Annotated in this window: 10 protein-coding genes; 4 read left to right on the top strand and 6 right to left on the bottom strand. The window is 56.5% G+C overall.

Features of this window, described 5'->3' with window-relative positions:
* Positions 1-71: 71 nt before the first annotated feature.
* On the bottom strand, positions 72-908 hold the full coding sequence (locus F8B91_RS06340) for a L,D-transpeptidase (protein ID WP_246714977.1): 837 nt from the start codon (positions 906-908) through the stop codon (positions 72-74).
* 99 nt (positions 909-1,007) lie between these two features.
* Here F8B91_RS06340 and F8B91_RS06335 point away from each other — a divergent pair, with 99 nt between their 5' ends.
* A complete protein-coding gene (locus F8B91_RS06335) occupies positions 1,008-2,315 on the top strand; it encodes an NAD(P)/FAD-dependent oxidoreductase (RefSeq protein ID WP_196502838.1) in 1,308 nt (435 codons plus the stop codon).
* Here the strand turns inward: F8B91_RS06335 and F8B91_RS06330 are convergent.
* The 4 genes from F8B91_RS06330 to F8B91_RS06315 all read right to left on the bottom strand — a co-directional run bounded on the left by F8B91_RS06330 (position 2,312) and on the right by F8B91_RS06315 (position 6,814).
* Positions 2,312-3,622, bottom strand: a complete 1,311-nt coding sequence (locus F8B91_RS06330; RefSeq protein ID WP_196502837.1) for an SAM-dependent methyltransferase — start codon at positions 3,620-3,622, stop codon at positions 2,312-2,314. The genes F8B91_RS06335 and F8B91_RS06330 overlap by 4 nt on opposite strands.
* Positions 3,623-3,673: 51 nt before the next feature.
* Complete coding sequence (locus F8B91_RS06325) at positions 3,674-4,933, bottom strand: SAM-dependent methyltransferase (protein WP_196502836.1); 1,260 nt, start codon at positions 4,931-4,933, stop codon at positions 3,674-3,676.
* A gap of 69 nt (positions 4,934-5,002) precedes the next feature.
* A complete protein-coding gene (locus F8B91_RS06320) occupies positions 5,003-6,340 on the bottom strand; it encodes an SAM-dependent methyltransferase (RefSeq protein ID WP_196503908.1) in 1,338 nt (445 codons plus the stop codon).
* Between the two features lie 120 nt (positions 6,341-6,460).
* Positions 6,461-6,814 (bottom strand): hypothetical protein, encoded by a 354-nt coding sequence (locus F8B91_RS06315; RefSeq protein ID WP_196502835.1) that lies wholly within the window; start codon positions 6,812-6,814, stop codon positions 6,461-6,463.
* Between the two features lie 59 nt (positions 6,815-6,873).
* Here F8B91_RS06315 and F8B91_RS06310 point away from each other — a divergent pair, with 59 nt between their 5' ends.
* From F8B91_RS06310 to F8B91_RS06300, 3 genes are read left to right on the top strand one after another with little or no spacing between them, the layout of a single operon-like run.
* On the top strand, positions 6,874-8,097 hold the full coding sequence (locus F8B91_RS06310; protein ID WP_196502834.1) for a pyridoxal phosphate-dependent aminotransferase: 1,224 nt from the start codon (positions 6,874-6,876) through the stop codon (positions 8,095-8,097).
* A gap of 50 nt (positions 8,098-8,147) precedes the next feature.
* A complete protein-coding gene (gene aspS, locus F8B91_RS06305) occupies positions 8,148-9,953 on the top strand; it encodes an aspartate--tRNA ligase (protein ID WP_196502833.1) in 1,806 nt (601 codons plus the stop codon).
* A gap of 42 nt (positions 9,954-9,995) precedes the next feature.
* Positions 9,996-10,667 carry a L,D-transpeptidase gene (locus tag F8B91_RS06300; RefSeq protein ID WP_196502832.1) on the top strand — a complete coding sequence of 224 codons (672 nt, stop codon included), beginning with the start codon at positions 9,996-9,998 and terminating at the stop codon, positions 10,665-10,667.
* 605 nt (positions 10,668-11,272) lie between these two features.
* Here the strand turns inward: F8B91_RS06300 and F8B91_RS06295 are convergent.
* Positions 11,273-12,802: a glycosyltransferase gene (locus F8B91_RS06295; protein ID WP_196502831.1), complete on the bottom strand. Its 1,530-nt coding sequence runs from the start codon at positions 12,800-12,802 to the stop codon at positions 11,273-11,275.
* Positions 12,803-12,842: the final 40 nt, after the last annotated feature.

The following is a 12,842-nucleotide window of genomic DNA, read 5'->3' as shown; positions in this document are numbered from 1 at the left end:
TCTCATCGACTTCTACAAATAAAAAGGGCGGGAGAAATCCCGCCCTTGAACTTTTCAAACCAGACTGAAACTCAGCCTTCGGCTCCGCCAGTTGCGGGGACCAATTTCTTCTTCTTCACGTCCTTGACGATCGGCTTCTTCACGGCAGCGGCCGGCTTTTCGCTATCAGCCACCTTCTTGTCGGTCACCACTTTTTTGATGGCAACAGCTTTCTTGTCAGTTGGCTTCTTCTCGACAACAACCTTCTTTACCGGCTTTTTCTTGCCGAAGATCGAGAATGGCTCATCCTTGGCCACCTTTTTCTTGGAGAATGCCGAAGGCTGGTCGTCTACCTCCTGGCGCTTCTGCGGCTTCACCCACCAGAACAGGCTCTTGCGGGGGCCTGGATCGTAGGAGGCGGTTTGCCTGAGGTCATCCGACGACATCTTGAATGTGTCGGCGGTGGTCAGGTTCTGGCTGTCGAAAAGCCCGCCCTTGATCGAAACAGTATTGTTCTTGATTCCGGCCTCGGTGACGAGGTCCCACAGGATGGCGGCATTTTCAGGGGCCAAACGCACGCAGCCATGGCTGGCCGGGGTGCCGAGGCGGCTGATATGTGACGAGCCGTGAATGGCATGGCCAAGTGCCGTGAAGAACATCGCGTTCGGCATCGGCGCATCGTCCCATTCCTTGCTGAAATGGTTCTTGTCGAAACGGAAAATATGGAACTTACCTGACGGTGTTTCATGGCCGGGACCGCCGGTCGAAACCAGCCAGTTATATTTTTCGACGCCGTCGACCTTCACATGCATGTGCTGGGCAACCTTGTCGACGACGATATCGACCTGCATGGCAAAGCCTGCGCCAGCACTCAAAGCCAGTACTGCAGATGCCAGGACGGCCCGCTTGAAGTTATTGATGAAAGCCAATGGAATCTCCCGCAAAAAATGTCGTCCCCTGCTGGCACTCCCATAAACCTTATGTCATCCTTGGGCAAGAAATACGGACGGTTTTCACTCGTGTCGGCCATGCAAAACATTTTTCATAGTGATTTCAAACTGCAACCCTTCTGGTGGGAGGCCTACAAGCCCCAAAGTCTGCCCGAAACAGCGCTTCCTAAGGACGTGTCTGTGGCTGTGATCGGCGCTGGCTATGCGGGCCTGAGTGCGGCCCTCGAATTGGCCAAGGGCGGGGTTGATGTGCTGGTGCTGGATGCCGCCGAGCCCGGCTTCGGCGCTTCCACCCGTTCCGGCGGTATGGTTTCGGGTGGTGTGAATGTCGGCAAGCGCTATTTCACCAAGGCCATGAGCGACGAAGAGGCCGTACCCTTCCTCAACGACGCATCGGATGCATTCGCACATGTTGAAAACCTGATTGCGCAGCACAAGATCGATTGCGGCTGGCACAAGATGGGCACCTTCCAGGGCGCCTGGTGCGAAGCGCATTACAAGAACATGGCGAAGAAGGTTGCGCTGCTCAACGCCGAGGCCGGCTCGGGCTCTTATGTCGTGCCACGTGAACAGCAGCGCGAGCAGATTGGTTCTGATTACTATCATGGCGGCATGGTGGTGGAGCGCGCCGCGCATTTGCATCCCGCACTCTATTTCAAGGGCCTGCTCGATCTCGCAACCAAGGCCGGTGTGAAAATCGCGGCGAAGACGGCGCTCGAATCCATGAGCCAGAATGCCGATGAAAGCTGGACGCTGAAAACCTCGCGCGGCGAATTGCGCTGCCGCGACGTGATTGTGTGCACCAATGGCTATACTGGCAACGCCACGCCGGAATTCAAACGCCGCGTGGTTCCCATCGGCTCTTACATCATCGCCACCGAGGAACTTTCGCCTGATCTCGCGGCATCGCTGTCACCCAAGAACCGCTCCTTTGCAGATAGCCGCCGCGTGCTGACTTATTATCGCTTGTCACCCGATGGAAAGCGGCTGATCTTTGGAGGTAGGGCGAAGTTCGGCTTCACTGATCCGCGCGAAACAGCACCCTTGCTCTATCAATTCATGATTGACCGATATCCGCAATTGAAGGGCACCAAAATCACCCATTCATGGACTGGCAATGTGGCTTTCGGCCTCGATGAAATGTCTCACATGGGCAAGCTCAGGGGCATGCACTATGCGCTGGCCTGCAATGGCTCCGGCATCGCCATGCTGAGTTATCTCGGCCACCAGACCGGTCTGAAAATCCTGCGCAAGAGCAACCGAATCTGCGCTTACGACAGGGACGAATTCCCCACGCATCCGCTTTACACGGGCAACACCTGGTTCCTGCCGCTGCTCGGCGCCTATTTCCGCAGTCGCGACTGGATCGACCGGAAGTTTAACTAGCGCTTCTTCTTCGCTGCCTTCTTCACCGGCTTCACCGGATCCGGATAAATCGCCTTGGCATTATAATGCTTTGACTTGGCCTCGATCTTGGCCAGCCTGGCTTCCTCGGCGATCATGTAATCACGAGTGATCGGCAGATAGTGCTGATCATGCGCAAACTGAATCTGGAAATTGTTCATGCTGATATAGCGGAACGAAAGTTCTGAACTGACCAGATAGAATTCCCACATCCGGCAGAAGCGCTCATCATACAGCGCCTTGGCCTTGTCCCAATTGGCCATGAAGCGCTTGGTCCATTCGCGCAGCGTGCGTGCGTAATGCATGCGCAAAATTTCAATGTCGGTGATGTAAAGCCCGTGGCGCTCCAGATGCGGAATCACTTCCGAAAGGGCGGGGATGTAGCCGCCCGGGAAAATATATTTGTTGATCCACGCGCCGGTAGCACCCGGCCCGTCGGCCCGGTTGATGGAGTGGATCAGCACTGTGCCATTGGGCTTCAACAGCTCGGAGCATTTCTTGAAGAACTCTTCAAAATGCCCAATGCCCACAGCCTCAAACATGCCGACGGAAACGATACGGTCAAACTTCTCGGTAACGTGCCGGTAGTCCATCAATTTGAACTGTGCAGTCTTTTCCATGCCGCGCTCTTTTGAACGCGCCACTGCGACAGCCTGTTGTTCTTCAGACAGCGTAACGCCGGTCACCTTGGCTCCGCAAACTTCTGCGAGATAAAGCCCCAGCCCGCCCCAGCCGCAGCCGATATCCAGCACCGTCATGCCGGGCTTGATGTCCAGCTTGGCCGCCACATGGCGCTTCTTGGCCAGCTGCGCATCTTCCAGCGTGGACTTGTCATTCTCAAAATAGGCGCAAGTATATTGCTTGTCTTTGTCCAGGAACAATTCGTAGAGATCACCCGAAAGATCATAGTGAACTTGCGTGTTCTTCTTGGCGCGCGTCTCGGTATTGCGCTGGGTGATGCGCCTTGTGGCCACGCGCGCACCATAAGCCAACTTGTGTACCAGCGTAGTGCCATTGATGTTGCGCGAACCGTTGCCGGTATTGATCAGCAGCAGCTCAAGGAAATCGTAGAGCGAACCTTCCAGCACCTGGAGGTCGCCTGACATGTAGGCTTCGCCCAGCTGCAGATCAGGGTCCATGGCGATCTTCATCGCGCCGCCGAAACTGTTGAATTTCACATGGCTTTTGGGCTTGGTGCCGTCGCCATAATGGGCTACGCGGCCCTTCCAGTCAGTGACGGTGAGGTCGCCGGTCTTGACCAGCTTTTTGAGGACATTGTTCAAAATCATGGCGTGCTTAAAGCACTGCCAAGATCAATCATCAAGCGGGTGATTCAGCTTTTAGACTATGGACTTGTATTGAGGCGACTTGCGTTCAAGTTTCCTCAAACGGGCTTCCTCGGCCACCATATAGTCGCGGGTGACGGGCAGGAAATGCTGGTCATGCCCGAACTGGATCTGGAAATTATTGGCGCTCATGTAACGAAAAGTAAGCTCGGCACCGACGAGGTAAAATTCCCACATCCGGCAGAAGCGCTCGTCATAGAGCGCCTTGGCTTCTTCCCGGTGCGCCATGAAGCGAGTCGTCCACTCCCGCAACGTCCGGGCATAATGTGTACGCAGGATCTCAATGTCGGTCACATAAAGATCGTTGCGTTCGAGATGCGGAATCACTTCAGAGAGGGCAGGCGCATAGCCACCGGGGAAGATGTATTTATTCATCCACGCGCCCGTTGCTCCCGGCCCATCTGCGCGGTTGATGGAATGCAGAAGTGCCGTGCCATCGGGCTTCAGTAGATGCGAAACTTTCTTGAAGAACTCGGCAAAGTGGCCCACGCCCACATGCTCGAACATGCCGACAGACACGATCCGGTCAAACTTCTGGTCAAGCGCCCGGTAGTCTTCCAAAAGGAAGCGCACGCGGTCTGAAACGCCCAGCGCCTTGGCTTGCGCATTAGCATCGCCTACTTGCTCATCCGATAACGTGACACCGGTGACATCGGCACCATACATTTCCGCCAGATAAAACCCCATGCCGCCCCAGCCAGAGCCAATGTCGAGGATTTTCATGCCGGGCTTGATATCAAGCTTCGCTGCGATGTGGCGCTTCTTGGCGAGCTGCGCCTGTTCAAGCGTGGCGGTGTCATTCTCGAAATAGGCGCAGGAATATTGCTTGTCCTTGTCAAGAAACAGGTCATAGAGCTTTCCGGAAAGATCGTAGTGAACCTGCACATTTTTCCGCGAGCGTATTTTGATATTGTGCTGGGTCAGCTTGCGGCCTGCGATGCGCGCCTGATAGGCCATCTTGTGCATGAGCGTTGTGCCATTCACATTGCGCATGCCATTGCCGGTATTGATCAGGATCAATTCCAGAAAGTCATAAAGCGTGCCGTACAGAATTTCGAGATCGCCGGACATATAGGCTTCGCCAAGGCGCAGGTCGGGATCGAGTGCTGCTTTCGTCGTGGCGGTGAGAGACCCAAATTTCACATGGGATTTGGGGGCGCCGCCATTGCCGAATTTCGAAATCCGGCCATTCCAGTCGGTGACCGTCAGATCACCCTTCTTAATCAGTTTTTTAAGTACATTTTTCCAGATCATCAGCCCACCCAATCACGCTATAACGCGAGGGTGGGCTTGCATGTTCCGCCGAACACGTAAGTGTGATGATCAGGCTGTTTCAAGTTTGCGGTGCGGTTTGAGTGCGATGCGTTTACGCGGCGCTTCGGCCACGGGTGGCATGATGGCCTTGGCATTATAGTATTTCGACTTCGCCTCCAGTAAGCGCAGCCGCGCTTCTTCCGCCATGATGTAATCGCGGGTGAAGGGCAAATAGTGCTGGTCACGGCCGAACTGGATCTGGAAATTGTTCATGCCGAGGAACCGGAAAGCCGTTTCCGACGACGCCAGATAGAACTCCCACAACCGGCAGAACCGCTCGTCATACAGCGCTGCGGCTTTGTCGCGGTTGGCCATGAATCGGTCTAGCCAGTGCCGCAGCGTCTTGGCATAATGCAAGCGCAGGATTTCAATATCGGTGACGTAAAGCCCATGCCGCTCAAGCTGCGGCATCACTTCGGAAAGGGCAGGGATATAGCCGCCCGGGAAAATGTATTTCTTGGTCCAGGCACTGGTGGCCCCCGGCCCATCCGAGCGCCCGATGGAATGCAGCAGCATGGTGCCATCCGGCTTCAACAGCTCGGAGCATTTCTTGAAGAATTCCGGGAAGTGCCCCACGCCCACATGCTCGAACATGCCCACCGAAACGATGCGGTCAAACTTCTGCGTCAGCGTGCGGTAGTCCTCCAGCAGGAAGCGCACCCGGTGGGCCAGCCCGCGGTCTTTGGCGCGCGCATTCGAGAGAGCGAATTGCTCATCCGATAGGGTCACACCGGTAACATCCGCACCATACATCTCGGCGAGATAAAGCCCCATCCCGCCCCAGCCCGAGCCAATGTCGAGGATTTTCATGCCGGGCTTGATATTCATCTTGGCGGCGATGTGGCGCTTCTTGGCCAGCTGCGCTTCCTCGAGCGTCTGATCGTCACTCTCGAAATAGGCGCAGGAATATTGCCGGTCCTTGTCGAGGAACAGGTCATAAAGCTCGCCCGAAAGGTCATAATGGCTGTGCACATTGTGCCGCGAGCGTGTCAGCGAATTGCGCTGGTCCAAACGGCGCAGCGCGATGCGGCTTTTGTAAAGCAAATTGTGCATGAAATGGGTCTTGCCCATCGTAGCAGAACTGGCCCCCATATTCTCCAGCGCGATCGCCAGGAAATCATAAATGCGCCCACGCCGCATCTTGAATTCACCCGAGGTAAACGCTTCGCCGAGATACTGATCAGGGTCGAGACCTATCTTGCGCGCGGCGGAGGCAGAGGTGATTTCGATATGGACTTTGGGGCCCGTGCCGTCGCCATAATGCGACTGGCGCCCCTTCCAATCGGTCAAGGTCAGGTCGCCCCGGGCGATGAGCTTCTTGAGGATGCCATGTACCAGCATGGCCATAAGATAAGCACCGCCGCGCAGGAGCGACAATGCCCGCCTTCATTTATCGTTAACCAACATCAGCATGCCCGGCATGCAGAAAAAGCAAGGGTTGCGTGGAGTTTGCTCAGCTGGGTTGGATTACCCGCAGCGGCCGCTGGTCTTCCAGGCGCCACCATCGAATGTGGCAGGGCCGCTCATCATCGCCTTCTGGCTGTCCTTGCAGGCGAAGTGATGCAGCACGGAAGACGACATTGCCGTGGCATCCTTGCCTTGGCCGGCACTCATGCCCGCGATGCTGAGATTCATCGCGCCATCGCCCGAAGGCGTAATGCTCACCTGATAGGTTTTGCCGTTATAGAAGACCGGTTCAACCCGCGCATTCACCTTCACATCCTGCGGCACGGAATCGCGCGTGAGGCGCACCCCCGACGGGTCCTGCGAACAAGCGGCCAGGAAAAGAGGAACAATGAGAACAACGCGAGTCAGCTTCATGACGCGGCTTTAAGCCTCTCAGACTTGGCGGCGCAAGCAGAAGATGGCATAGGGGAACCATGACTGAAAACGCTTCGAAATTTGACGCTTCCGCCCTTCTTTCGTCTCGTGCCAATGCGGCCGACGAGGGCGCCATTATCCGCCTGTCCCAGCGCACCCGCGAGATGCGCACCAAGGGCCATGACGTGGTATCGCTTTCGCTGGGCGAGCCGGATTTTGACACGCCGGAAAACATCCGCGACGCAGCCAAGCAGGCGATGGACAAGGGTCTCACCCACTATGCGCCCGTGGCTGGCATTCCGGAACTGCGCGAGGCCTTGGCTGAAAAGCTGCGGGTGGAAAACAAGCTGGATTACAAACCCGCCAACATCGTGCTGGCCAACGGCACCAAGCAGGCCATCAACAATGCGCTGCTGGCGCTGATAGAGCCCGGCGACGAAGCCATCATCATGGCCCCTTACTGGGTGGCCTATGAAGCCAGCATGAAATTCGCCGGCGGCAAATGCGTCTTCGTCACCGCTTCGGTGGCGGAGAACTACAAGCCGCCGATTGAGCGCATCGCCGCCGCCATAACGCCCGCCACCAAGCTGATCTTCCTCAACTCACCTTCGAATCCCACGGGTGCCGTCTGGACGCGCAAAGAGCTTGAGGCACTGGCCGAACTGGTGCGCAAGCACCCGAAGCTGATGGTGCTGTCGGACGAGATCTACGAATACATCCTTTTTGAAGGCGAGAATGTCAGCTTCGGCTCCTTGCCCGGCATGCTTGAACGCACCATCACGCTCAACGGTTTTTCCAAGGGCTTCGCCATGACCGGCTGGCGCCTGGGTTATGCGGCAGCACCGCTGCCCGTCGCCGTTGCGATGGGCCGCATGCAATCCATCGTCAGTGCGGGTGCCAATTCCTTCGTGCAGCACGCCGCCGTCGCCGCCCTCAAGGGCCATCGCGACGATGTGGAAATGATGCGCAAGGCCTATCAAAAGCGCCGCGACATGGTGCTGGCTGGTTTGAAGGCCATTCCCGGCGTCACAATCGGCCCCATCCCCGGCACCTTCTATGCCTTCCCGGATGTCTCGTCCTTCCTCGGCAAGAAGGCCGGCAATCATGTAATCGACACGACGGACCAGCTCTGTGATTGGCTGCTGGAAGAGCAGGGCGTTACGGTGGTGCCCGGCACGGCCTTCGGTTCCCCCGCCTCGATCCGCCTGTCCTTCGCCGCCAGCGAAGCCGATATCGAAAAAGCGCTGGAACGGCTGAAGAAGGGCCTTTTGGCCCTTTCTTGACAAACCGCCACATCCGTGGCCTTTAGCGCCAAAATCTGAGGACTTTGACGATGACTCACGCCTATCGCAGCCACACCTGCGGCCAGCTTCGCGACACCGATGCGAATGGCACCACCCGCATTTCGGGCTGGGTGCACCGCGTGCGCGACCATGGCGGCGTGCTGTTCATCGACCTGCGCGACCATTACGGCATCACCCAGGTGGTGGCCGATCCGGATTCAGCCTGCTTTAAGGCCGCTGAAAAAGTGCGTTCCGAATGGGTGATCCGCGTGGATGGCAGCGTGCGCGCGCGCCCCGCCGGCACCGAAAACAAGGACATGCCAACGGGCCTGATCGAAGTCTATGCCACCGAGATCGAAGTGCTGGGCCAGGCAGCCGAATTGCCGCTGCCGGTATTCGGCGAGCCGGATTATCCGGAAGACACCCGCCTCAAATACCGCTTCCTCGATCTGCGCCGCGAAACGCTGCACAAGAACATCATGACGCGCACCAAGGTAGTCGCCGCCTTGCGCAATAAGATGAACGGCATCGGCTTCAACGAATTTTCAACCCCGATCCTCACGGCATCATCGCCTGAAGGCGCACGCGACTTCCTAGTGCCGTCGCGCATTCACCCCGGCAAGTTCTTCGCCCTGCCGCAGGCCCCACAGCAATACAAGCAGCTGATGATGGTGGCTGGCTTCGACAAATATTTCCAGATCGCCCCATGCTTCCGAGATGAAGACCCGCGCGCCGACCGCTTGCCGGGCGAGTTCTATCAGCTCGATCTTGAAATGAGCTTCGTGACGCAGGATGATCTCTTCGCCACCATGGAGCCCGTGATCCTCGACGTGTTCAACACCTTCAAGGGCACCAAGAGCGTGCGCGCTTCAGTGCCGCGCATTCCGCACAGCGAAGCCATCCGCAAATACGGCTCCGACAAGCCCGACCTGCGCAACCCGCTCGAAATGCAGGCGGTCACCGAGCATTTTGCCGGCTCCGGTTTCAAGGTTTTCGCCGGCATGATCGCCAATGATCCGAAGGTCGAAATCTGGGCGCTGCCCGCACCCAAGGGCGGCAGCCGCGCATTTTGCGACCGGATGAATGGCTGGGCGCAGACCCAAGGCCAGCCCGGCCTCGGCTATGTGTTCTGGCGTGACGGCGAAGAAGGCGGCGCTGGCCCCATCGCCAAGAATATCGGACCCGAACGCACTGAAGCCATCAAGAAGCAGATGGGCCTTGGCGTTGGCGATGCCTGCTTCTTCGTGGCTGGCCGCCCGGAGAAGTTCTACCGCTTCGCCGGCGACGCGCGCATTTTGGTGGGCAAGGAGCTGAACCTCGTCAACGAAAACGAATTCGCTTTCGCCTGGATTGTGGATTTCCCCTTCTATGAATGGAGCGAGGAAGAAAAGCGGGTGGATTTCGCGCATAACCCATTCTCGATGCCGCAAGGCGGGATCGACGCGCTGAACAGCCAGGACCCGCTGACCATCAAGGCCTTCCAGTACGACATGGTGTGCAATGGCTATGAGATTGCCTCAGGCTCGATCCGTAACCATTCACCAGATACCATGGTCAAAGCCTTCGAACTGACGGGCAAGAGCAAGGCCGAAGTGGAAGAACAATTCGGCGGCATGTACCGCGCCTTCCAATATGGCGCACCGCCGCATGGCGGCATGGCCTTTGGTGTGGACCGCTTGGTGATGCTGCTCGTCGGCGCCACCAATCTGCGCGAGATTACTTTGTTCCCGATGAACCAGCAGGCGCAAGACTTGCTGATGGGCGCACCGTCTGATCCGACCCCGAAGCAGCTGCGTGAACTTCACATTCGGTTAAACTTACCGGAAGCTAAAACGACGAAGGTAAATGCGGATTAAGTTTTACGCTGAATGATGCGGGCTTCTCGCGAGGTCCGTATCATGCGTAAAGTTTTCCTGTTTGCCGCTGCAGCCGCTCTGGCTTTCACTTCCATCTTGCCTGCCGAGGCCGCGCAGAACCGGCCGGGCCAATGCGCCGATTTCTTCGGCTGCCTCTTCAATGGCAGGCACCGCGGATTGGAGCCGCCGGGTGGCTACGCACCGCAAGCCCAGCCGCAAGTGGCCTCACAATCGCCTGATCAGCCCGTACTCTCCGGCCTATCGCGCCGCGAAACGGTGGAGTGGACCGATACAAAATATAAACCCGGCACCATCATCGTGCGCACGCCTGAACGCGCACTCTATTATGTACAGGGCGATGGCACGGCGCTGAAATATGCAGTGGGCGTAGGCCGCGAGGGGTTCCAGTGGAGCGGCACGTCGAAAGTAGCAGCCAAGGCCGAATGGCCGGGTTGGACACCGCCTGCTGAAATGATCGCGCGTGAAGCCAAGAAGGGCCACATCATTCCACCGCATATGGATGGCGGTCCGGGCAATCCCTTGGGCGCGCGTGCCATGTATCTGGGCGGGCGCATGTACCGCATCCATGGCACCAACAATGAAGCATCAATTGGCGGCGAGGTTTCTTCTGGCTGCATCCGCATGATGAATGCCGATGTGATCGACCTTTATGACCGCGTGAAGATCGGCGCCAAGGTCATCGTTCTTCAGTAAGGCGTCTTCACAACAATAAACCCCAAAAACAATAAACCCCAGTGGCGAGGGCCGACTGGGGTTTGATTCAGTTTTGAAACTGAAGAAGAAGTGAGTTACTTCTTCTTGGCCTTCTTAGCGACCTTCTTAGCGGCCTTCTTGGCGGTCTTCTTTGCAGCTTTCTTAGCAGCCATAGTGGTGTTCTCCAAAATTGATTTGTTATGCCCCACAACGCGGGCCCGACTGACAGGAACAGGCTTCAACAAATTTATTTTTTTATTTCCACCCGTAACTGATTGGTTCTTGTGAACCTCATTGTGTGATTCGGCAATATGTCGAACCATATGTTGTGTATGGCCGCAGCGCGGTTAACAAAATACAAATGAATTGGCGGTTGAAAGTATCGTCCGTAGACGGATCAATTTCAAAATTCAAAATATCCTTATAAAACGGCGGAAAATCGAATTGATCAGTATACTGATTAAGCAGGAAACGTCTCCACTGGGGCGCTCGAAGCGGGCATTGCATCTATGCTTCGTCCAAAAATATTTGCATCGAAGTCCACAACAGAGTGATTTTGCAGGTTTTGGGCAAGCTCTGTCGTGGTGATTGAGGCCTCAATCGCGTCACCTGTCGGGATGAATGATCTCGATATTGGGCACGCCGACGGGCACGACGCCGAGATCTCGCGCTAGCAGGCCGAAGGCTTCCGTCTCAATGAGGAAACGATAGGGCGTTGCTGGAAAAACAACGCCGGCACGGTGCACATTCGCATCCACCAGGAGCATCGTACCGCCTACACCGTGCAATGGTACGCGCTGAAGATAGCGCAAATCCTGCAAATGACGTCTGACCCAGTGATTCTTGGGAGGTTGATAAAGGCCGTAGGAAAGATGCGGCCGTAATTCTTCAGCTTTCGGATCGACGGCATATAGAAATGTGTTGAGATCAAAAGTCTCGCCATTTGCCTCCTTCACGCAATGCGGAGCCACAATCTTTTCGCGTAGAGCGAGGAGATCGCGCAGCACGGAAGCTGGATAGTGCTCCACATCGGAATCAATCCACAAAAACCAGTCGGCATTGCGTGAAAGTCCTGCAGCCAGCAGTTCGTTGCGTGCCAAAGCCAAGCCGGCGCGGCGCTTGAGTTGGTATTTTGCTTTCCACCGCACGTTACGCGCCAGGCGGGGTGCATTTTTTGTAATGTTGATCAACGCCACTTCACAGAAGGAGGAGCCTTGCGTGGCGATAAAGTCCTGGATGAGCTTCGCAGTGCCATCTTGGCTGTCCCCGTTTCCGAAGAGAATGCGCAAGTTCTGGCGCGGATAATCGAGACTGAGCAGGGCTGCAAAGCAATGCGGAAGATATGCTTCTCCATCGCGCACCGGAATGAGGATGGTGACGGACGGTTTTTTCTTGTTTGCCAATGGTTTTGATAAAAGCTCCAGATCGATGCGGGATTTGATACGCGCCAGCGTCTCGCCGCGTCTTTGATATAAAGTGCTGATCGCGTTGCGCATCGCACGAGCAATGGCGATGGGAAGCGGGCGCCTCTTCCACGGTTCAAACCAGCTGCCCTGCCAAAGATGTTCCGAAAGCCGCAGATGGCTATGGTCTCCATAAAGCCTGGCCTTGGATTTCCAGTGATGTGAGTTCACCGGTGCAAAGAGATGACAGGAATTGATCGAGAACTGCTGCTGGTCAGGCCATTGTACAATCGCCGCCGTCATCAGGAATGGCCCGGTGTTGTCCAACACCTCTATATTTTTGCGCGGATACATGGCGACGCATTTGGCAATGACATCATCCCAGAAGGGATGTTGCGCAGGGCTCGCCATGGTGCCGTTGAAGAGGAGGAAGGGAAGGCCGCGCCTTTTGGCGCCCTTGGCGTGTTCAGGCGGCTCTTCACACACAACAATGCGTGTCTCGCCAGCCAATGGCTCAAGCGAAGCGAGGCAAATGGTGTCGATGTCGGCATAGACGCCGCCGAAACGCCTCAGCAGGCAGTAGCGGGCAAGATCGGCCCGCTGCACAGGGTTGGGATAGCCGCGGTAGATCTCCATCAGTTCCGGAAATTCGGCCTGCATGAAATTTTCAAGATCGGCGTCGGTCCAGAACCTGTAATCCCAGTCCGGGTTGAGGCGTCGCCAACTTTTCACGTCACCCTTCGTTTGGGAAAGGTCACGCGTTTTCCAGGTT

The organism is Aestuariivirga litoralis (genome assembly GCF_015714715.1).
Taxonomy (GTDB): Bacteria; Pseudomonadota; Alphaproteobacteria; order Rhizobiales; family Aestuariivirgaceae; genus Aestuariivirga; species Aestuariivirga litoralis_A.
This window is presented reverse-complemented; position numbering and strand designations above follow the sequence as displayed.

Excerpts from the sequence above, each read along its gene's own strand:
- F8B91_RS06320 (WP_196503908.1), bottom strand. The coding sequence starts at position 6,340 with ATGGCCATGCTGGTACATGGCATCCTCAAGAAGCTCATCGCCCGGGGC.
- F8B91_RS06335 (WP_196502838.1), top strand. The coding sequence starts at position 1,008 with ATGCAAAACATTTTTCATAGTGATTTCAAACTGCAACCCTTCTGGTGG.
- F8B91_RS06315 (WP_196502835.1), bottom strand. The coding sequence starts at position 6,814 with ATGAAGCTGACTCGCGTTGTTCTCATTGTTCCTCTTTTCCTGGCCGCT.
- F8B91_RS06310 (WP_196502834.1), top strand. The coding sequence starts at position 6,874 with ATGACTGAAAACGCTTCGAAATTTGACGCTTCCGCCCTTCTTTCGTCT.
- F8B91_RS06330 (WP_196502837.1), bottom strand. The coding sequence starts at position 3,622 with ATGATTTTGAACAATGTCCTCAAAAAGCTGGTCAAGACCGGCGACCTC.
- aspS (WP_196502833.1), top strand. The coding sequence starts at position 8,148 with ATGACTCACGCCTATCGCAGCCACACCTGCGGCCAGCTTCGCGACACC.
- F8B91_RS06300 (WP_196502832.1), top strand. The coding sequence starts at position 9,996 with ATGCGTAAAGTTTTCCTGTTTGCCGCTGCAGCCGCTCTGGCTTTCACT.
- F8B91_RS06325 (WP_196502836.1), bottom strand. The coding sequence starts at position 4,933 with ATGATCTGGAAAAATGTACTTAAAAAACTGATTAAGAAGGGTGATCTG.